This window comes from Hyalangium versicolor, from assembly GCF_020103695.1.
GTDB lineage: Bacteria > Myxococcota > Myxococcia > Myxococcales > Myxococcaceae > Hyalangium > Hyalangium versicolor.
Genome location: NZ_JAHXBF010000026.1, coordinates 15,173 through 34,537, shown reverse-complemented (window position 1 = coordinate 34,537; position 19,365 = coordinate 15,173). Strand labels below are relative to the sequence as shown.

25 protein-coding genes are annotated in these 19,365 nt (G+C 65.4%); 3 read left to right on the top strand and 22 right to left on the bottom strand.

Annotation, left to right across the window (positions count from 1 at the left end):
* Positions 1-50: 50 nt before the first annotated feature.
* Positions 51-566 (bottom strand): hypothetical protein, encoded by a 516-nt coding sequence (locus KY501_RS41080; protein ID WP_224369382.1) that lies wholly within the window; start codon positions 564-566, stop codon positions 51-53.
* 102 nt (positions 567-668) lie between these two features.
* Here KY501_RS41080 and KY501_RS41075 point away from each other — a divergent pair, with 102 nt between their 5' ends.
* From KY501_RS41075 to KY501_RS41065, 3 genes are all read left to right on the top strand, one after another.
* Entirely contained in the window at positions 669-1,721 is a 1,053-nt protein-coding gene (locus tag KY501_RS41075; protein WP_224369381.1) for a tetratricopeptide repeat protein, read from the top strand.
* Positions 1,722-1,772: 51 nt separating this feature from the next.
* Positions 1,773-2,909: an FHA domain-containing protein gene (locus KY501_RS41070; RefSeq protein WP_224369380.1), complete on the top strand. Its 1,137-nt coding sequence runs from the start codon at positions 1,773-1,775 to the stop codon at positions 2,907-2,909.
* Between the two features lie 192 nt (positions 2,910-3,101).
* On the top strand, positions 3,102-3,713 hold the full coding sequence (locus KY501_RS41065) for a class I SAM-dependent methyltransferase (protein WP_224369379.1): 612 nt from the start codon (positions 3,102-3,104) through the stop codon (positions 3,711-3,713).
* Between the two features lie 31 nt (positions 3,714-3,744).
* Here KY501_RS41065 and sctV read toward each other — a convergent pair whose 3' ends face one another.
* The 21 genes from sctV to KY501_RS40960 all read right to left on the bottom strand — a co-directional run bounded on the left by sctV (position 3,745) and on the right by KY501_RS40960 (position 19,332).
* Complete coding sequence (gene sctV, locus KY501_RS41060) at positions 3,745-5,871, bottom strand: type III secretion system export apparatus subunit SctV (protein ID WP_224369378.1); 2,127 nt, start codon at positions 5,869-5,871, stop codon at positions 3,745-3,747.
* Between the two features lie 62 nt (positions 5,872-5,933).
* Complete coding sequence (locus tag KY501_RS41055) at positions 5,934-6,620, bottom strand: tetratricopeptide repeat protein (RefSeq protein ID WP_224369377.1); 687 nt, start codon at positions 6,618-6,620, stop codon at positions 5,934-5,936.
* An 83-nt stretch (positions 6,621-6,703) separates the two neighbouring features.
* Entirely contained in the window at positions 6,704-7,168 is a 465-nt protein-coding gene (locus KY501_RS41050) for a tetratricopeptide repeat protein (protein ID WP_224369376.1), read from the bottom strand.
* A gap of 212 nt (positions 7,169-7,380) precedes the next feature.
* Entirely contained in the window at positions 7,381-7,749 is a 369-nt protein-coding gene (locus KY501_RS41045; RefSeq protein WP_224369375.1) for a hypothetical protein, read from the bottom strand.
* Positions 7,750-7,959: 210 nt separating this feature from the next.
* Complete coding sequence (locus KY501_RS41040) at positions 7,960-8,181, bottom strand: hypothetical protein (protein ID WP_224369372.1); 222 nt, start codon at positions 8,179-8,181, stop codon at positions 7,960-7,962.
* A 113-nt stretch (positions 8,182-8,294) separates the two neighbouring features.
* On the bottom strand, positions 8,295-9,149 hold the full coding sequence (locus KY501_RS41035; RefSeq protein ID WP_224369374.1) for a carboxypeptidase-like regulatory domain-containing protein: 855 nt from the start codon (positions 9,147-9,149) through the stop codon (positions 8,295-8,297).
* 175 nt (positions 9,150-9,324) lie between these two features.
* Positions 9,325-9,546, bottom strand: a complete 222-nt coding sequence (locus KY501_RS41030; RefSeq protein WP_224369373.1) for a hypothetical protein — start codon at positions 9,544-9,546, stop codon at positions 9,325-9,327.
* Positions 9,547-9,789: 243 nt separating this feature from the next.
* The gene (locus tag KY501_RS41025) at positions 9,790-10,011 is read right to left on the bottom strand and encodes a hypothetical protein (RefSeq protein WP_224369372.1); all 222 of its coding nucleotides are present in this window, start codon (positions 10,009-10,011) and stop codon (positions 9,790-9,792) included.
* Positions 10,012-10,262: 251 nt separating this feature from the next.
* The gene (locus KY501_RS41020) at positions 10,263-10,484 is read right to left on the bottom strand and encodes a hypothetical protein (protein ID WP_224369372.1); all 222 of its coding nucleotides are present in this window, start codon (positions 10,482-10,484) and stop codon (positions 10,263-10,265) included.
* A gap of 113 nt (positions 10,485-10,597) precedes the next feature.
* Complete coding sequence (locus KY501_RS41015; protein ID WP_224369371.1) at positions 10,598-11,215, bottom strand: hypothetical protein; 618 nt, start codon at positions 11,213-11,215, stop codon at positions 10,598-10,600.
* 109 nt (positions 11,216-11,324) lie between these two features.
* Positions 11,325-11,801 carry a SycD/LcrH family type III secretion system chaperone gene (locus KY501_RS41010; RefSeq protein ID WP_224369370.1) on the bottom strand — a complete coding sequence of 159 codons (477 nt, stop codon included), beginning with the start codon at positions 11,799-11,801 and terminating at the stop codon, positions 11,325-11,327.
* A 4-nt stretch (positions 11,802-11,805) separates the two neighbouring features.
* The gene (locus KY501_RS41005; protein ID WP_224369369.1) at positions 11,806-12,285 is read right to left on the bottom strand and encodes a hypothetical protein; all 480 of its coding nucleotides are present in this window, start codon (positions 12,283-12,285) and stop codon (positions 11,806-11,808) included.
* A gap of 43 nt (positions 12,286-12,328) precedes the next feature.
* Complete coding sequence (locus KY501_RS41000) at positions 12,329-12,610, bottom strand: EscU/YscU/HrcU family type III secretion system export apparatus switch protein (protein WP_224369368.1); 282 nt, start codon at positions 12,608-12,610, stop codon at positions 12,329-12,331.
* Between the two features lie 35 nt (positions 12,611-12,645).
* A complete protein-coding gene (gene sctU / locus KY501_RS40995; protein WP_224369367.1) occupies positions 12,646-13,707 on the bottom strand; it encodes a type III secretion system export apparatus subunit SctU in 1,062 nt (353 codons plus the stop codon).
* Positions 13,708-13,720: 13 nt separating this feature from the next.
* Entirely contained in the window at positions 13,721-14,539 is an 819-nt protein-coding gene (locus KY501_RS40990) for a flagellar biosynthetic protein FliR (protein WP_224369366.1), read from the bottom strand.
* Entirely contained in the window at positions 14,536-14,799 is a 264-nt protein-coding gene (fliQ, locus tag KY501_RS40985; protein WP_224369365.1) for a flagellar biosynthesis protein FliQ, read from the bottom strand. The genes KY501_RS40990 and fliQ overlap by 4 nt, the downstream gene beginning before the upstream one ends.
* A 10-nt stretch (positions 14,800-14,809) precedes the next feature.
* Positions 14,810-15,643 (bottom strand): type III secretion system export apparatus subunit SctR, encoded by an 834-nt coding sequence (gene sctR, locus KY501_RS40980; protein ID WP_224369364.1) that lies wholly within the window; start codon positions 15,641-15,643, stop codon positions 14,810-14,812.
* A gap of 12 nt (positions 15,644-15,655) precedes the next feature.
* Positions 15,656-16,351 carry a flagellar biosynthetic protein FliO gene (locus KY501_RS40975; RefSeq protein WP_224369363.1) on the bottom strand — a complete coding sequence of 232 codons (696 nt, stop codon included), beginning with the start codon at positions 16,349-16,351 and terminating at the stop codon, positions 15,656-15,658.
* Between the two features lie 117 nt (positions 16,352-16,468).
* Positions 16,469-17,818 (bottom strand): type III secretion system cytoplasmic ring protein SctQ, encoded by a 1,350-nt coding sequence (gene sctQ / locus KY501_RS40970; protein WP_224369362.1) that lies wholly within the window; start codon positions 17,816-17,818, stop codon positions 16,469-16,471.
* On the bottom strand, positions 17,815-18,813 hold the full coding sequence (locus tag KY501_RS40965; protein ID WP_224369361.1) for a flagellar hook-length control protein FliK: 999 nt from the start codon (positions 18,811-18,813) through the stop codon (positions 17,815-17,817). The genes sctQ and KY501_RS40965 overlap by 4 nt, the downstream gene beginning before the upstream one ends.
* 30 nt (positions 18,814-18,843) lie before the next feature.
* A complete protein-coding gene (locus KY501_RS40960) occupies positions 18,844-19,332 on the bottom strand; it encodes a flagellar assembly protein FliH (RefSeq protein ID WP_224369360.1) in 489 nt (162 codons plus the stop codon).
* Between the last annotated feature and the right edge of the window lie 33 nt (positions 19,333-19,365).

Genomic DNA, 19,365 nt, shown 5'->3' with positions numbered 1-19,365 from the left:
AGCATCGGGCCCGCCGCGTCCCCGGGGTGCGCACCCACCCCCGCGCCTTCCTAGAAGTAAGCCGCCGCGCCCACGGAGAAGGTGAGCGACGTCTGCGTCTTCTCGTTGAGGGCGATGTAGAAGTTGTACTGCCCTCGCAGCCCCAGGCTCACCGTGTCGGTGACGAAGTAGTCGAAGCCCAGGTTCGGCCCCAGCCCCACGTACTGCGCCGTGGTGTCCGGCTTGAAGACGAGCAGGTAGCTGATGTCCGTCCCCGCGTATGGTCGGAACGTCTCCTCCAGGAAGAGGTAGCGGATGCCAAGGGACGGCGCCACACCCACCACCCGCTTGCCCGTTGCGGGATCCTTCGGGAAGGACAGCTTCGTCAGCGACACCAGATCGAAGCCACTCTCGATGTAGTAGCTGGCGTCGAACCCCACGAAGTAGCCCCCTTCGAGGCCTCCCGTGCGGTTGAAATCCATGTAGCCAAATGACAGGCCCAGGCTGCGGTTGGCGAACTGGGCATGAGCCGGAGAAGCCCCGAAGAGGGCCACGGCGAGCCCTAGGGCACAGAGGAGCGTACGCATGGTGGCCCGGACTCTACCGACGTAACCCTTGGAAAACAGCTTGGATTTCAACCCAGGGGGGCGTTGATCCTCCTACACTTCCTCCCCTACACTCGCGCGGCCATGCGTTTGACCTCCGCCCTCTGTGCGCTCGCCCTGCTTCCCCTGTCCGCCTGCCTCTCCTCTCCCCCGGTGCACGAGCGCGCCCTGCTCAACAACGAGCTGTGCGTCCAGCAGCTCGCCATCCCCGATCTGGAGAAGGCCGAGGTCTACTGCGATCTGGGACTGGAGTTCTCGCCCACCTATGCGGACCTCTGGGTGAACAAGGGCCTCATCCGCCTGAACCAGGGCCGCACCTCGGAGGCCAAGGACTTCTTCATCAAGGCGCTGCGCTACAACAACGAGCAGGCCCAGGCCTACCAGAACCTCGGTTTCATCTACCTGCAGGAGGGCTCCTACGGGAAGGCGCACGACAACTTCCAGCGCGCCCTGAAGGTCAACCCGGACTACCTCGAGGCGCGCTACAACCTGGCCCTCACCTACATGAAGATGGACAAGCTGGACGAGGCCAAGAAGGAGCTGCGCACCATCATCGCGGTGAACCCCAACATCGCGGACGCGCACCACAGCCTGGGTACCATCGCCTACAGCCAGGGCCGCTACGAAGAGGCCGCCGAGGACATTGGCAAGGCGGCGCAGCTGTCCCCCGGCGTGCCGGACTACTGGCACGACTACGGCGCCACCCTCATGGAGCTCAGCCGCTTCGCCGAGGCCAAGGACGCCTTCGCCACCTGCGTCAACCTGGCCCCCAAGAATCCCCAGTGCCTCAACAACCTGGCCATCGCCCAGCGCAAGGCCTCGCTCACCGACTCGGCCATGAAGGAAATGAAGGACACGCAGACGGCCGAGAACACCGCCCCCTCGCTCTTCATCCTCGCCCAGAACTACAACGAGAAAGGCATGGTGTCCGAGGAGGAGAAGACCTACAAGAAGTGCCTGCGTCTGGACGGCAAGTATGCCCCCTGCCACTTTGGCCTCTTCAAGATCTACCAGGAAGCGCAGAAGCGAGACGCGGCCACCATTGCGTGCAAGAACTTCCTCAAGTTCGGCACCGCCGAGGAGTTCCCCACCGAGACCGAGACGTGCGAGCGGTTCCTCGCCCAAGACACCTTCTGAGCCCCTTCTCCCTGTCCTCTCCCCTCCTCCGCTGATACTGATGTCCTCGCGATGAGCGTCCGGCTGACCGTCACGCAGCGCAGCGAGGCCGGCAGTTCCGCCAGGCCCGTCGAGCACACGCTCGATGAGGCAAGCATCACCCTGGGCCGCGACAAGGGCTGCCAGGTGGTGCTGGCGCAACAGGCCGTCTCTCGCAACCACGCGCGCATCTCCCAGGAAGGCACCCTCTACTTCCTGGAGGATCTGGGCAGTGCCTATGGCACCCAGATCAACGGCAAGCCCCTGCCCAAGGGCGAGAAGCACCGCCTGCGCAACGGAGACATCATCGCCATTGCCCAGTTCGACGTGACGTTCACCCAGGTCGCGGATCTGCCGGCGGACGTGCGCTCGGAGAAGACGTCCTTCGTGGCTCGCAGCCTCGTCAAGGACGCGGTGCGCGGCATCAAGAGCGGCGAGGGCCCCTACTTCCGCATCATGAACGGCCCTCGCGAGGGCGAGCGCATCGAGATCAACGACGCCCAGGAGTTCATCATCGGGCGGGACGAGACGGCGGACATTGTCTTCAAGGACGACCTGGTCTCCCGGCGGCACGTGAAGTTCCGCCGCGACTGGGCCGGCACGCACGTGGAGGACCTGGGCAGCCGCAACGGCATCAAGGTCAACAAGAAGAAGGTCAACCGCAAGACGCTCAAGGACAACGATGAGATCGAGGTGGGCAACACCCGCCTGCTCTACGTGGATCCGACCGACATGTCCGAGCCGTCCGTGGTGCTCCCGGACGAGCCCGACAACAGCGGCCCTGGGGACGAAGAGGAGAACACGCAGAACCTCCCGGCGCCCAAGTTCAACTCGAAGCGGCCCAAGCCGGCCCCTCCGAAGGAAGAGCCCAAGGAGGAACCGCCCAAGGAAGAGGCCCCGCCTCCCGAGCCGGAGCCCGCGCCTGAACCGGAACCCGCGCCCGAACCCGCGGCCGAGCCGGAAGCCGCCGCTGAGGCTCCCGAACCTGATCCAGAACCCGAGCCCGAGCCGCCTCCACCGAGGCCTCGCCCCAGCGACGAGTTGGCCGAGGGCGGCGGTGCTGGACTGGGTGGGCTGATGGACAAGCAGAAGATGGTGCCGCTGGTGCTGATGGGGGTGTTCGCCCTGTTCGCCATCGGCCTCATCATCGCGGTGCTCGCCGGCGCGTGAGCCGCAGCCCCGGCGGGTTCCACACCCTCCCGCTTCCAGCTCCCCTCCGGGCGCGCTCCGGACCAACTTGTATGCTTGTTGGACAGGTTCAGTGCATGTCCGCCACGAGGGGGCTGCCACTTCCTGCGGAGCCTCCCCGTGAGAGGCCTGCGCCTTCACCTTCTTTCCGGAAGGGGATTAGGCTCCAGCCGCATGGAACTCGAGCAGGCCGAAGAGATCATCGGACGCCTCTACTCCCAGGTATCCGGGCATGCCATCGCCCACGCCGAGAAGAAGCGGATGGGCCGTGAGGAGGATTCCACCACCTACGGCGAGGTGAAGCCCGCCTCGCTCCAGATGTTGCTGAGCCAAGTGTCCCCTCGAGAGGGCGAGTCCTTCATCGATCTGGGCTCGGGCATGGGCCAGCCAACGCTGGTGGCAGCAATGCTCTTCCCCTTCCGCCGCTTGGTGGGCGTGGAGTTGCTGACGGGGCTGGGCGATGCGGCCCGCCAGGCCCTGAGCCGCTACGACGCGGAGATCCGTCCCCAGCTGCCCGAGTTGCACCAGCGCCAGAGCATCGAGTTCCTCGACGGAGACCTGCTGGAAGCGGACATCTCGGGCGTCGACGTGGTGTTCGCGCAGGCCCCCTGCTTCGAAGCCGGGCTGATGGCAAAGCTGGCCGCGAAGCTCGAGACGCTCAAGTCCGGCGCCCGCCTCATCCTCGTCGGCCAGCAGCTGGCATCGCCCTCGTTCACCCTGCTGACCATGAAGGTGATGAGGGCGAACTGGGGCACGAGCCTGACCTGGCTGTACCAGCACAAGTAGCGATGGCACCGGCTCAGCGGGCTCCGCAGGCTCAGCGCGTCGAGATGCGCGCCACCGGCTGGATGTTGAGGTCCGGCGCGAGCTCCTGGTAGCTGAGCACGGAGAACGGCGGGTTGAACTCGTACTCGAGCAGCTTGCGCACGTAGCGGCGGATGTCCATCGCCGTGAGGATGACGGGACGCTGCGCGCTGGGCGGCAGGTGGCCGCACTCGGACTTCACAGCCTGGACAATCTCCTGGGCGATCTCGGGCTCGAGCGCCAGGTGGGTACCCGCCGAGGTGCGCTTGATGGAGCCGCGGATGGCCTCCTCGATCTGCGGATCCAGCAGGTAGACGACCAAGGTGCCCGTACCGCGCGCGTACTTGTGCGAGATGTAGCGCCGCATCGCCGAGCGAACGTGCTCGGTGAGCATCACGTTGTCGGCCTCGATCTGGCCCTGCTCGGCAAGCGCCTGGAGGATGCCGCGCAAGTCTCGAACGGAGATCTCCTCCTCCACGAGACGCTGGAGGATGTCCGTGAGCTTCAGCACGTTGACGACCTTGGGCACCACCTCCTTGATGATGGCGGGGAAGGCCTTCTCGAGCTGATCCAGCATCGTCTGGACTTCCTGCACGCCGACGAACTCGCGGGCATTGCGCCGGAGGATCGCGGCCAGGTGCAGGATGATGTAGCCGGACACATCCCAGGTGGTGAGGCCGGCGGCCTCGAGCGTGTCCTTGAACTGCTCGGGCACCCACGCGGCGGGCTGGCGCGTGGCGGGGTTGATGGCCTCGAAGCCCTGGATGTTCATCAGCTTCAGCCGGTCCACCGTGTCGTTCACCAGCACGTGGCCCAGCGTGGCCTGGCCGGTGACGACGGGCACCTCGTTGATCTGGATCTGGTAGGCGCCCGGAGGAAGACCCGAGTTGCCGCGAGCACGCACGCCCGGGAAGCGCACACCCAGTTCCACGAAGAGGCCGTCACGCATGAACGGGATGAGCTCGAAGAGGAACTTCCCGTTGTCCTGGCGCGAGTCCACATAGGGCACCAGCGCGTCGCTCACCTCCAGCACGATGGGCGTGACGACCGGGACGAAAACTTCGGAGTCCGGGTTGATGGGCTCCTTGGGAGGAGGCTCGGTGGAGGACGGAGTGCCGTTCTCGGACTCGGTGGGCACCATGCCACCGCCCTCCTCCGCCACGGCGGCGGCCTCCTTCTTCTTCAACATCCGCCAGGCCCCAAAGCCCGCCGCGCCGCCCAGCGCCAGGAAGGGCACCGTGGGCAAACCGGGGATGAGCGCCAGCACACAGAGCATGCCACCCGCGATGCCAATGGCCTTCGGATAGGCGAACAGCTGCGAGCCCACGTCCTTGCCCAGGTGGGCGCCCTCTTCCTCGCCGCCCACGCGCGTCACGATGATACCGGCGCAGGTGGAGATGAGAATGGCGGGGATCATGCCCACCAGACCGTCACCGATGGTCAGCAGCGCGTACTTCTGAGCGGCCGCGCCCACATCCATGCCCTTCTGCATCACGCCGATGATGAGGCCACCGACGATGTTGATGACGGTGATGATGATGGAGGCGATGGCGTCGCCCTTCACGAACTTCATGGCGCCGTCCATGGCGCCGAACAGCTGGCTCTCGCGCTCCAGGTCGCGGCGCTTGCGCTTGCCCTCCTCCATGTCGATGGAGCCAGCGCGCAGGTCGGCGTCGATGGACATCTGCTTGCCGGGCATGGCGTCCAGGGTGAAGCGCGCGGCCACTTCGGCCACACGCTCCGAGCCCTTGGAGATCACGATGAAGTTCACCACCGTGAGGATGACGAAGATGATGGCACCGACGACGAAGTTGCCCTGGACCACGAACTTGCCGAACGCGACCACCACCTCGCCCGGGTCACCCGTCAGCAGGATGAGGCGCGTGGTGGAGATGGTGAGCGACAACCGGTACATCGTCGTGATGAGCAGCAGCGTCGGGAACACCGACAGGTGAAGCGCCGCTGGCACATAGAGCGATATGAGCAACAGGACCACGCCGATGCTGACGTTGAAGGTCAGCAGCACGTCCAGCAGGTGCGTGGGCAGGGGGACGATCATCATCCCCACGATCGCCACGACGACCAGCGCGAGGACGATATCGGAGTACTTGGACAGGAAGCTGTTCGGATCGGAGGCCATCGGCGGGCGTCATCCTAGTCCGCTCCGGGGGCCCGCCCCAAGCCCCCGGGGGCTCGCCTGCCTTACTGGCGCTTGCGCGCCACCTGCTCGTCTGCCCGCTGTAGGAGCTGCTGCGCTCTCTCCACGAGTGGACTGCCCGCCGTACCCAGATCGAGTACGCGCTGCAGATCCTCCCGGGCCAGGCGAAGGTCTCCTCGCCCCAGGCGGGCCTCGCCCCGGCACACCCGGGCGAACAGGTCCATCGGCTCCATGTTCAGCGCATCGTCGAAGCGCGCCAGCGCGCGATCCATGGCGCCCTGGGCCATGTAGATGGCGCCCAGCTCCGAGTGCACCGGCCCCGAGGCCACCCCCATCGTCACCAGCCGCTCCAGGATGGCGCGAGCATCGTCGAACCGGCCCTCGGAGACGAGTTTTCGCGAGGTGTTGAGCCGCTCGGCAACCGAACCCTGGGGAGGCTCGTCGCTGGAGGGCGCCTTGCGAGACGCCGAGGCCCCGCGAGGCTTGCGCGAGGCACGCCCGTCCGCCTCGGGAGCAGCCGAGCCAGCGCGGCCCTTGGCCTTGGCGGCGGGCTCGGGCTTCGGCGGAGACTTCGCGCGGACCGGCTCCTCGTCGTGCTCCTCGTCGGAGGACTCATAGAGGGAGAACTCGGGCACCGTGGGCCGCTCGATCTCGAGCGTGACACGGCCTCCATCGCGGCGCGGCTCGTCCTTCGAGCGGGGCGGGCGCTTCTTGAAGTGGTGGATCTTCACGGGGGCAGGTGGTGATTTCCTGCCGGACCCCTGAGAGCTGGCCATGGTTCGGTGGGCGTCGGCGCTACCGCGCCAGGGGCCTACTACTTCTTGAGTTCGGAGTGGGCGGCGTTCCGCTGGACGGCCTCGACGGTCTCGATGGCCGCCGCTGCCAGCAGGCGCGCACGCATGGTAAGCGGATCCTTGTTCTCCGGATCCAGATCGACTGCACGAGCGAAGTCCTGAGCGGCCTCCATGATGCTGCCCAACCGCAGGAACACCTCGCCTCGATTCACCAGGGCGGCGGAGTCCTTCGGGTTGAGTTCGAGCGCCTGATTGAAGTTCTCCAGCGCCAGATCCAGCTCATCTTCCGCGAGGTAGATGGCGCCCAGCGCCGTGCGGTAGTAGGCCTCGGCCGGATCGCGCTCGCACAGCTCCTCGAAGATGAGGCGAGCATCCTCATACTCGCCCGACTCGTAGAGCTGAAAACCCTCCATGGCCCTCTCCAGCAACTCGGGGCCAGTCGCGCCCGCCTGCTGTGCGGAGGTGGCGTCGTTGGAGTTCGCCATGAGCGGTGATCCTCGAACCTGGAACGGAGCCCACGGTCTCCGCGGGCGGTCGCGAACCTAGCACGGGCGGCCAGAGCCGTGAAAGCCGGGGATTCCGTTCACGGTGAGGCACCAAGCCCGAGGTGCTCGAGTCTTCTCCCGGAGCGAGGAGACATGTTCCCTGCTCCGAGATCAGGCGAACCGCGGCAGGGACCGCGGCTCAGCCGATCGGCTCACCCCCAGGTGTCCGAGTACATGTCCTTCACGCGGCTCAGGACGCGGTCGCAGGCCTTGTTCACGATCGACTTGAACATCTCCTGCTTGTAGGCCTCGTTGTTGGCGGCCTTCATCACCTGCTCCTCGGTGGCGTTGGGGCCGAGCTTGTCGATCGCCTTCTTCAGGCCGGCGTCGAAGGACTTCGCGAAGCTGGAGTTGGCAAGCTTCTGATCGGCCCCGGCCTTCTCGGCGCTGGTGCCGGCCACCATGTAGCGGAGGTTCTGGATGTCCGGGCTGTTCTTCACGAAGTCCTGGACGTCGAACGACTCGGTGGTCTTCGCGGTGGTCGCAACTCGGGGGGCGCTGGTAGTGCTGTTGACGGGCATGGTCGGAGGTCTCCTAGAAATTCCAGGTAACACTGGGATTATCGCCGATCTGAAGGAGGAGTTGCTACCACCTGCATTTTCCAGGATCAGGCGAGCAGCGGCGGCGTGCGAACAGCGTTCACGAACCCGCAAAAGCAGAAGCCGGGCTTGCGCATGGGCTCATCGCCGCAGGCAAGTCCGGCTCCAGGTGCTTCAAACTCCAGCCGTTTATCAGGCCAGGTTGCGGATGACCGCCATCGACATTTCGTCCAGCTTCTTCAGCATGTTGGTGATCTGCTGGGTGATCTGCGCCTCGTTCTCCAGCTTGAACTGGGCCTCGAGGAAGGGCTTCTGCTCATCCGGCGCCTTGGCAACCATGTCCTTCTGGACGCTGGTCATCTGACCGGTGATGTTGCTGCTGACCTGGTTGGCAATGCTTGCGATGCTGGCCATGACGGGAACTCCTGTAAAAAAGGGAAGCGGCGTTGGGGAAGATACAACCTGATTATCGGAGGAGTACTCAGGGAGTTTCCTCCGATCATTATTTCCCTTTTTAACGCGCCGCGTCACTGACTGTGGACGTAGACGAAACCCCGGTCCAGCCCCGTGATGGTGCCCGCATAGCTGCCGCACTCGAGGGTGGTCGGCGCAGGCTTGAACTCGAAGTCGTACTCGGCAGAGCCGGTGGAGGAGTCCGGGCCCAACCGAGCCGGGACCCGCGTTCCATCGGACTTCACCCGGGTGGCCGACAGCTTGTAGACGCCCGCGGGGATGTCCAACACGAACTGGGTCTTCTGCGGATCCACCGTCTTGGTGAGCACGCTCCCGGTGCTGCCGTCGATCAGCGGACCGTTGGGAGTGAGCTTGAGCTCGATGGGCGATTTGTAGTCGTTGTCCTCGAACGCGTAGAAGAGCCGGATCGTCCCGCCGTACCAGGATCCATCTTCCTCGGCCGTGAGGGTCGAGTCCTCCATGCGGCCCTGCAGCCTCCAGCGGAAGTTGCGGATGGCTCCTTCACGGATGCCAATGGTCTCGTAGTCGGTGGAGGTCTCCGGAGAGACCCGCAGGCAGTACTTCTTGTCGTGATAGGTCACGTCCACCCAGGCGTAGACCTTGTACGCGATGTTCTGTACCAGCTTGCTCATCTGGTAGTTGCCCTGGGCGTCCGTACGAGTCATGCCGGGCACTCCGTTGTTGAGCGCCGAGCCGGTGTAGATGATCGAGCCCTCGATGGGCTTGCCCTGGGAGTCCACGACCCGGCCCTTGAGCACTCCGGGCTGGACGGTCCCGGGATTCTCGCCTCCCCCACCCCCATCTCCCCCTGGAGAACCACTGTCGGGTCCGTTGTTGCCCTTGTCCTCGCAGGAGGTGAGCATCCCCACGAGGCACGCGGTCACTACCCACTTGAGCATCGTTGTCATAGTCGAGTCTCTTGTCGCGCCTCCGGCACGCGGCACCCTACTTCCTGAGGCTCGCGAACGGCACCCCCTTTGAGCAGAGATGCTTCCTGGCCCGCAAAGGCAGGAGCCGGGCTTGCGCTCGGGCTGTTGCGCCCAGGCAAGTCCGGCTCCAGGTGCTTCGAACTCCAGCCCTTTATCAGGCCAGGTTGCGGATGACCGCCATCGACATTTCGTCCAGCTTCTTCAGCATGTTGGTGATCTGCTGGGTGATCTGCGCCTCGTTCTCCAGCTTGAACTGGGCCTCGAGGAAGGGCTTCTGCTCGTCCGGAGCCTTGGCGACCATGTCCTTCTGGACGCTGGTCATCTTGCCGGTGATGTTGCTGCTGACCTGGTTCGCAATGCTCGCGATGCTCGCCATGACTGTGTCTCCGAACTTGGGGGTAGAAGAAGTACCGTTATACCCTGATTATCTGCTCGCCCGGTACGGAGTTTCCTGATCCTTTTTCCCAAGGATTTTTTTCCTGGAGCCGATCCGCGCACCTGACTCGAGGACGGAGGGTTCTGCGGACGACAGAAGCCCGCAAAGGCAAGAGCCGGGCTTGCGCTCGGGCTGTTGCGCCCAGGCAAGTCCGGCTCCAGGTGCTTCGAACTCCAGCCTTTATCAGGCCAGGTTGCGGATGACCGCCATCGACATTTCGTCCAGCTTCTTCAGCATGTTGGTGATCTGCTGGGTGATCTGCGCCTCGTTCTCCAGCTTGAACTGGGCCTCGAGGAAGGGCTTCTGCTCGTCCGGAGCCTTGGCGACCATGTCCTTCTGGACGCTGGTCATCTGACCGGTGATGTTGCTGCTGACCTGGTTCGCAATGCTCGCGATGCTCGCCATGACTGTGTCTCCGAAATTTGGGTGCGGAAGAAGTACCGTTACAAACTGATTATCGGCCCGCCCGGTACGGAGTTTCCTGATCCTTTTTCCCGGGATTTCTTTTCCGGCGAGGATCAGCCGCAGCACGCCCGCGGAGGACGGAAGGGCCTCGGGCAGAGACCGCAAGCCCGCAAAAGCAGAAGCCGGGCTTGCGCTCGGGCTGCATCGCCCAGGCAAGTCCGGCTTCAGGTGCTTCGAACTCCGGCCCTTTATCAGGCCAGGTTGCGGATGACCGCCATCGACATTTCGTCCAGCTTCTTCAGCATGTTGGTGATCTGCTGGGTGATCTGCGCCTCGTTCTCCAGCTTGAACTGGGCCTCGAGGAAGGGCTTCTGCTCATCCGGCGCCTTGGCAACCATGTCCTTCTGGACGCTGGTCATCTGACCGGTGATGTTGCTGCTGACCTGGTTGGCAATGCTCGCGATGCTGGCCATGACTGAATCCTCCGAAGTTCGTGTGCGGAAAAAGTACCGTTACAAACTGATTATCGTTGGGACCCTCGCGGAGTTTCCTGCTTTCTGATCCGAAAAGGCCTTGTGCCAGCGGATCAGCCCTTCATCTTCCCCAGGGACGGGTTCTTCATCCAGGTCTTGAAGGACTCGAGCTCCTCCTTCTTCTTGGCCTCGGACGAGGAGCTGGGAGGAGGCGGAGCATCGTCTCCGCCGAGGGACATCTTCTTCTTGGGAGCACTGCTCGACTCGAAGCCATCCTTGGCGGCCTTGGTCGGCGGACCCGCCGCGGGAGGCGGAGGCGCAGGAGGAGGAGCCGCCGCAGCCGCCGCGGCCGCCTCCGTCGCCTTGGGCGCCGGGACCTTGATGTCGTTGTCAGCCGCCACCTGCGCGAACTGCGGCGAGAGCACCGAGATGCGCTCCTGCATGTACTCCACGAGCGTCAGGAAGATGTCCGGGGGCGGAAGGGCCGCCGGGTCCTTTGCCAGGCGCGCGAAGGCCTCGACGAAGTCCTGGTAGAGCCGCTCGTCCAGCGGCATGGACGGCTCCATGGCCTTGAGGACCTGCGTCGACTTGAGCATGCAGGCCTTGATGTTGCCCGAGGCCGTCTTCAACTGCTTCTCCAGCTCCGCGAGGATCTTCCCCCGCCGGGCGATCATCTCGGGCGGCTCTGTAGGAACGGCAATCATCGGAGCCTTCGAATCTTTGGGGGCCATGGAAGGTACTTCCTCCTTAGGGTGGGCGGGTTCCAGGGACTCTTTCAGGACATTACCAGAATTACAGGGAAGCGGAATCCGCTGCCCCAAAAATTGCACCGTCCCCACCCTACTTGCGGGAGAGGGCGGAGATCATCGCCGCGGCCTTGCGCGCCACCGGATCATCCTCGGGCGCCATGCCCGTGGCCTTGCGCAGATCCTCGATGGCCTGGGGCTTCTGCCCCAGGGCCAGCTTGACCTCGGCCCGGCCTACGTGGGCCTGGACGTCATTGGGAGCCAGCTTGATGGCCACGTCATAGGCGGCCAGGGCACCCTGGGCATTGCCGGCGGCGAGCTCCACCACCCCCAGGGCCTTGGCGAAGTAGGCATCCGTGGGGTTCACCGCGTAGAGCCCCTGGAAGAGCGTGCGCGCCTCGTTCACCCGCCCCTGGTAGAAGAAGAAGTAGGCCGTCTTGGCGATGGCGTAGAGCTCTTCGTCCGTGTAGCCCCGCACCTCGCGCAGCGTGGCCTTGCCGTCCGCCCACCGCTGCAGCGCGGCAACGAGCTTCGCCTCGTCCTGGGAGCTGTTGGGATTGGGTGCGGCCATGGCGCTAGTAGCCCTCGTCCTTCTTTTCCTCGCGCATGCGGCGCTGGATCTCCTCCACCTCGGAGTGCAGGTGGCCCATCAGCGTCAGCATCTGGGACTCGCGCTGGAGCAGCGCCTTGAGACGATCCATCCGGTCCGGCGGGGCGTTGATGCGCGCCAGGCCCCGCTCCAGCATCTGGCGCTGCTCGTTCTCGGCGCGCTCTGCCACCGTCTCCAGGTGGGGCCGGTCCGAGGCGCCCTCGAGCGGCGCGTCATTCTCGCGGGGGTTGGGCGGGGTGGGCAGGCGGAGCTCCTCCGAGGAGTGCGCCGGCCCGATGAAGTCCAGCAACGCGGCCGAGGCCAGCGCGGGGTTCTTCGGGTTGCCCGTCTTCTTGAGCTTCTTGCGGTTGATCTGCGACGGATCGACGAGCTTCTCGCGAACGCTGCGCGGACCACCCCAGGGCCAGAGGGGCGCCTTCGGGGGCTGGTTGTTGATCTTCGCCATGCTGGAACCTCACCTCAGAAGGGGCTCTCCCGTCCAGTCCCTGTCAACGCTGGCCGCTCGCCTGCTGCTCCTGTTGGAGGGCGTAGACGAAGTTGAGCACCTCGGCCACCGCGTCATACAGCTCCTCGGGGACCTCATTTCCCACGTCGATGCGGTAGAGCGCGTTGGCCAGCGGCACGTTCTTCATGATGGGGATGTTGTACTGGCGGGCGATCTCCCGGATCTTCTCCGCCTTCAGGCGCATTCCCTTGGCCACGATACGAGGCGCGGCGTCCTTCTCCTTGTCGTACTTCAGCGCGATCGCGATCTCGGTCTCGTCGTTCATGGCTCAGGGGGGGATGATAGCCGGTGTGGGGCCCGTCATGCTTGCGCTGGGGCGCCTTGTTTCAAGCCGTAGACGAAGTTGAGGACCTCAGCCACCGCGTCATACAGATCCTCGGGGATGTCCTGGCCCACATCCACCCGGAGCAGGGCGTGTGCCAGCGGTACGTTGCGCAGCAGGGGCACATCCGCTTCCCGGGCGATCTCCTTGATCTTCTCGGCCTTGAAATCCAGGCCCTTGGCCAGCACCCTCGGGGCGGCGTCCTTCTCCCGGTCGTACTTGAGCGCCACGGCCACGTGGTCCGGGTTGGTGACGATCACGTCGGCGCTCTTGACGGACTCCATCTGGGCGCCCTCCATGATCTCCTGGTGCATCTGCTTGCGGTGCGCCTTGTGGTGCGGATCGCCCTCGCTCTCCTTGTATTCCTTCTTCACCTCGTCCTTCGACATCATCATGTCCTTCATGTAGGACTTTCGCTGCCACCAGATGTCGAAGATGGAGAAGAGCAGGAAGACGAGCCCCACGCGGGCCGCCACGCGGTACACCAGCTCGCCCATCACGTTCATGATGCCGGGCACGTCCTGGCGGGCCGTCTGCACCACCATGCCCATGGCGTCTCGCACCACGCCGAAGACGACGTAGGCGGCGATGCTGATCTTCGCCAGGTTCTTGATCATCTCCACCACGGTCTTCTTGGAGAAGATGTTCTTGATGCCGGAGAGCGGGTTGAGCTTCTCCAGCTTCGGCATCAAGGTGTCCATGGTGAAGAGCGAGCCCACCTGGAGGAACTCGGCCAGGGCGCCCACCACGGCGCCGGCCATGATGACGGGCACGCTCAGCGTGATCACCGCGCGCACCGCCATCTGCATCATATGAAAGGTGGCCACCTCGAGCGTTTCCGGGTGGGTCATCTGCTCGAAGGAGAAGCGGAAGAGGACCTTGATCTCCGTCTCGATGTTCTCCCAGTTGGACTTGAAGGCGCCCAGCCCCACGAGGAACACGAAGACGCCCGTCAGGTCCTTGCTCTTCCAGACCTGACCCTTCTTGCGAGCGTCATCGAGCTTCTTTTGTGTGGGTTCTTCTGTCTTCTCGTCGGACATGACGGACGCCGGTTCAGGTGAGGAGCTTCAAGGCGTTCTTGAGGATCTCCAGCATGGAGACGAACTCCTTCTGGAAGCGCCCGATGATGAGCTGGATGGCCATGGAGGCGATGACGACGGAGACCAGGGGCTTGATGGCCATGGAGATGAAGAAGACCTGGAGTTGAGGCGCCACGCGGTTGATGGCGCCCAGCCCCAGGTCCGTGAGGAAGGTGGCCAACACGATAGGCGCCGAGAGCGCCAGCGCGATGCTCAGCATGTCCGCGAAGACGCGGGTCATCAGATCGAAGAAGGGCCACACTCCCCCGCTGAACTTCGGGAAGCTGTCGAGCGGGATGGCGACCAGGCTGTCGGCGAGTGTCTCGATGACGATGTGGTGCCCATTGAGGGTGAGGAAGAGCACCACGGCCAACTGCACCTTGAGGTTGGCGAAGAGGGAGACCTGCTGGCCGAGCTGCGGCACGTAGAGCTGGGCGTTGTTGCTGCCCGCCATGGTGTCCGCCAGGCCGCCGGCCACACGCGCCGCGTCGAAGATGATGTTGACGACGAAGGCCAGCGAGACGCCGATGAAGATCTCCTTGAGCAGCAGCGCGATGTACGGCAGCGCGCTGACGGGCAGCGCGCCCATGCGATCGGAAACCATCGGGAAGAGGACGATCGACAGGGTGACGCCCACGCCCATCTTCACCTCGACGGGCACGACTTCGCCGCCGAGGAACGGAGAGAACGTCAGCACCGGCATGATCCGGCACAGGAGCAGTCCCACCGTGAAGATGACCAGCGAGAGGTTGGTCTGCTGGGCCAACCCCGAGAGCGCATCCTGGTAGTTCATTTGATGAGCGCGGGAAACCTGTCGAAGACGTGGAAGGTAAAGCGCACCAACTGATGGCCGATCCACGGCCCTGTGAGGGCCAGCACGACGAAGACGATGACGACCTTGGGAGCGAACGTCAGCGTCTGCTCCTGGATCTGCGTGGTGGCCTGGAAGACCGAGATGATGAAGCCCACGATCAGGCTGATGACGACGGGTGGCGCCGAGGCGATGAGCACCAGGAAGAGCGCCTGCTGGGTGATGACGGTCAGTTCATGCATGGAGCGCGTCCTACAGGTAGCCGATGACCAGGCCCTTGGCGATGAGGTACCAGCCATCCACGAGCACGAAGAGAAGCAGCTTGAAGGGCATGGAGATCGTCGTCGGTGACAGCATGTGCATGCCGAGCGCCAACAGGATGTTGGCTACCACCATGTCGATGACGATGAAGGGCACGAAGAGCAGGAAGCCGATCTGGAAGGACTCCTTCAGCTCGGACACCACGAAGGCTGGGACGATGACCATGAAGTCCTGGTCGCCAATCGTCTTGCGGTCCTCCTCGGTGCGCATCTTCTTGGCCAGGTGGTAGAAGAGCGCCCGGTCCTTGTCCTTGACCTTCTTCACGAGGAAGGCGCGCAGCGGCTCCTTGGCGCGATTGGCTCCCTCGAGCAGGGTGCCCACCGTCTCCGAGGAGAGCAGCGCGGGCCCCTTGGCCCAGATGTCCACCTCGGCCGCCTTGTACATGTTCTGCCCCACGGGGGCCATGATGTACACGGTGAGGATCACCGCCAGGCCGGTGATGACCTGGGTGGGTGGGATCTGCTGGGTGCCCAGCGCCGAACGGACGATGGAGAGCACCACCGAGATCTTCACGAAGCTCGTCACCATCATCAGCACGAACGGGACGAGCGACAGCGCCGCCAGCGCCAGGATGAGGATCAGCGGGCGCGAGGCGAACGAGTCGCTGTTCACCGACTCGGCGACGTTGCCGGGGATGGGCTCACCACTGCCACCCTTGGTCGGGGTGCGTGCGGCGAGGGCAACGGCCGGCTGGAGCGCGACCGCGGCGGCGTAGAGCCACGGAGTGAAGCGGGACAGGGACTGGCGGAGGGACGAGGATCTCACGGGGGGCAATCTTCAGGACCGAGGGGGCGTGGAGCCCGTCCGGCGAGAGAGGAGCTTCTGGAGGAAGGGGCTCATGGGGATGACGTTGGCGGAGGGCTGGCGCTGCTCGGCGCGGATGCGCTCGACGGCCTCGGTGTCGAGCTTGGACAGCAGTTGCAGGCCGCCCTCGCCTCCTCCGACCAGGAGGTACTCGTCCGCGGCCTTCAGCACGAAGAGCGTCCGGCGCTGATCGAGCGGCACCCGCTCCACCACGGACACCAGCGATTGGCGCCCCACGCCCACGCCCTGCAGGCCCATCAGCCGGCGCAGGCCCACGTTGAGCGTCAGGTAGATGCTGGCCAGCACCGCGAGCAGCAGCAGCACCGTGCGCACCAGCGCCCAGCCCATGCTCTCGGGCTCCTCGGGAGCCTCCTGGGCCGCGAAGGGATCCGGGAGTGCGCTGCCCGGGGTCGTCGCCACCGCCGGAACCGCTGCGGGGGCAGGAGCCTTCGCCTGGGACTCAGCAGAAGGCGCGGCGGCGGCCGGAGCCGGTGCCTGCGCGGGAACGGGCGCCGGTGCCTGCACGGCGGCGGCTGGAGCAGGTGCCTGCGCGGGAACAGGCGCCGGAGCCTGCACGGCGGCGGCCGCCGGAGCCGGAGCAGGCGCCTCGGCCCGAGCGAGCGGCGGCGCGAGCACGAGCCAGGCACAGGCCACGAGAGCCCAGCGCACATCTGAAAGGAGGGAAACCACCATGACTGGGAGGGAGGCTAGTCCATCCGGCGGCGGGACCGCCATGGCTCCCCCCTGCTTCCGGGGTGCCCCGAGGCCGCCCGCCCGCCTGGAGGCCTACCCAGCCAGAGAGAGCACCCGGACGCCGAGCTGACCTTCAATCTCCACCAGCTCGCCCCGAGCTACCACCTTGCCGTTGACAGAGAGCTCGACGGGCTCCCCCGGTGAGCGGTGCAGCTCGATGACCTGACCGACCTTCAGAGCCACCACTTCGTCCGCGGTGACGGGCACCCGGGCGAGTTCCACGGCGAGCTGTAGCGGAATGTCGGCCAGCAGCTCGCCCCCCTCGGGCTTGTTCGCGTCCAAGCTATCCCCTTCCGACTCCGGAGGTATTTCGTTCTCCGGGTTGGTGAAAACCTCTTCCGACGAGCTGCCCTGCCCCTGTGCGCCGGGCTCATCGCCCTGCGGCAGCACGCGCTGGAAGGCCGGCTCGCCGATGACGATGTCCTTGACGCGGGCCTTGTACTGGCCGTCCTCGACGAAGACTTCGCACTCCACGCGGGAGCTGCCCAGGCCCACGCGCAGCGTGGCCATGCCGGGCTCTCCCCGGTCCGGCCGCGCCGTGAGCGCGTCCATCAGCACCACGTCCTTCACTCGGATGTAGGCCAGATCCGAGCTGGCGATCTCCGCCTGGCCGATCTCCGCGCGCAGCCAGGTGCGCACCGTGGACAACAGCCGCAGGTTGGCCTTGGCCTCCGCCAGCAGCTTCACCCGCCGCTCGGCGTTGCCGCGGCTCTCGTCGGCCGCGCTCATCACCGACGCCGGGACGATCAGGCGCACCATGCCCGAGTAGGGCCCCACGGTGATGTTGGACTGGATGACCAGCAGCAGCTCGTCGTCCCCGATCTTCGCGGAGACCTCGTCCACGGTCCGCGCCAGGGATTCAAAGCGCAGGCGCGGCACGGTGGGCTCCAGCGAGGGCGCCAGCGACTTGAGCGCCTCGAGGACCACGAAGCTCATCACGCCCTCTTCGATGTCCGTCAGCGGGCGCAGCCCCACCGTCTCGCCGGCGCCGCCCAGCAGCATGTCCACCAGGTTGTGCGCGAGCGCCAGCTCCACCTCCAGCACCACGCGGCTCTTGAGCGCCCCCGGCGCGAGCACCGTCAGGACGGACGGATCGCCCAGGTGTTTGCGCAGCTCCGCAACGGGGCGGATCTGCATGTCCACCAGGGCCAGGCGGGCGTCCGCGTCGAAGAGCGCCTTGAGCCGCGCGTACAACGGCTCGACCGCTCTGGCAGGCGGTGCCAGCCGGTGGAGACGGGCGATGAACTCGGTCTGGTTGCGCTCGACCTTCGGCAGGTTCCGGAAACGGAACGGCTTCCAGGGCCTCTCGGAGTGGATCTGCCGGAGATCCACCAACATCGTCCGCTCGTGATATCCGGGCTCATCATCCCGGCCAAGACTCATGCGCGGACCTCGAAGCGCAGATTCTCGAGCTTCAGGCCGCGGCCCTGCAGGGCGCTCTTGAGGCCCTCGCTCTGCTCTTCGATCATCTTCAGCACGTCACGGTCCTTCCCGCTGAAGACGGCCTGGATCTTCCCGTTCTTCGCGCTGAGCTTGATGGAGAGGCCGTTGAGCACGTTGCTGCGCAGATCGATCTGGAACTCGGCGGCACCCGCGCCGTTGGTGCCCACTCGCACCCGCTCGACGATCTTCTGGGCGATCTCGTTGGCGATGGCGCGCAGGCGATCCGAGCCCGCCGAGGCCTTGGGCTGGGCCACGGGCACCGGCGCCATCAGAGCCGGGTTGAAGCGGAACCCTGCCGCCGCGGCCGCCTCACCGCCCTGCTTGCCGTCCTTGTTGCCGCCGCCGCTCTGGCCCCCGCTGGAGTCCGCGTCGGCCTTGAGGTCGCCCTTCATGCCCGAGCGCCCGGCGAGCCGACCCGCCTCACTGCGGTCGCCTGCCTTGGTGTCCCGGTCCGACTTCGCATCCGAGGCACGCGACTCGGACCGCGTCTCCGAGGCCTCCCGCCCTTGAGCGCGATCCGTGGACATCAACTCGCCCTGAGCCGTCTCCGCCGCCTGGCCGCTGGCCACATGCTCGGCCTCGCCGGCCTGCGCCGTATGCACGTGCTCGTCGACGTTCTTGGCCTCCTGACGTCCCTGAGCCTTGCCCGTCTCCTGGCGCTGGCCGGTCTCCCGGGTGGTGGCGGCCTCCTGCTGCTTGGCCTCCGTGCCCGTCCCATCTTTGACGCGCGCGAGCACCTGTTGGGCCAGGCTCTGCTTCGTCTCCTGCTTCTGCTGGGTCTGGAAGGTCTTCGAAGTCTGGCTCTGCTGCACCAGCTTGGAGAAGGCGTTCTCCCCATCCTTCGCCTGCTTGGTCTTGGCCTCGGCGCGCTGCTTCTCCTGGAGCAGGCGCTGCGCAATCTGGTCTGCCTGGCGATCGTCTTCGACTCGGCTCATTGCGTCATACCTGGAGGAGGGGGGAGGAGGTTACTTGCGCTGCCGGGCCAGGAACAAGGCATTGCCGATCTCTTCCTGGGTCAGTTCCTCACGCTGCTGGCGCTCGGCCCGGACCTGCTTCGTCCAGTTCTCTTTGTGCTTCTCGATGGCCTTGAGCTCCTTGGCCGCCTCCGCCATCTCCCGGCGCCTCTGCTCCACGAGCCGCTCGGCCACCTTCACCGATTCCTTCTGCCGCTCGATGTCGAGCGCCACCTGCGCCTCCTCGTCCTTCAGGCGCTGCTCGAAGCGGGCCATCATGTTCATACCGTTGATGCCGGCCCCCTTGGCCATGACCTCATTGAGGTATGCCATGACCTTCTGCTTGCGCTCGGCCTTGCGCCGCTCGAGTTCGTCCTCGAGGCGCTTGAGCTCCGCCTTCTCCTTCTCCAGGGCCTTGATGGCAGCGGAGAAAGCCTGTTCAGCCTCCTCCTTGGCGCGCGAGCGCATGTCCAGGAGGGTCTCTAACCGGTACTGGGGCATTTGGCCCCCATCCTAACCCGGAAAATCCCGTTT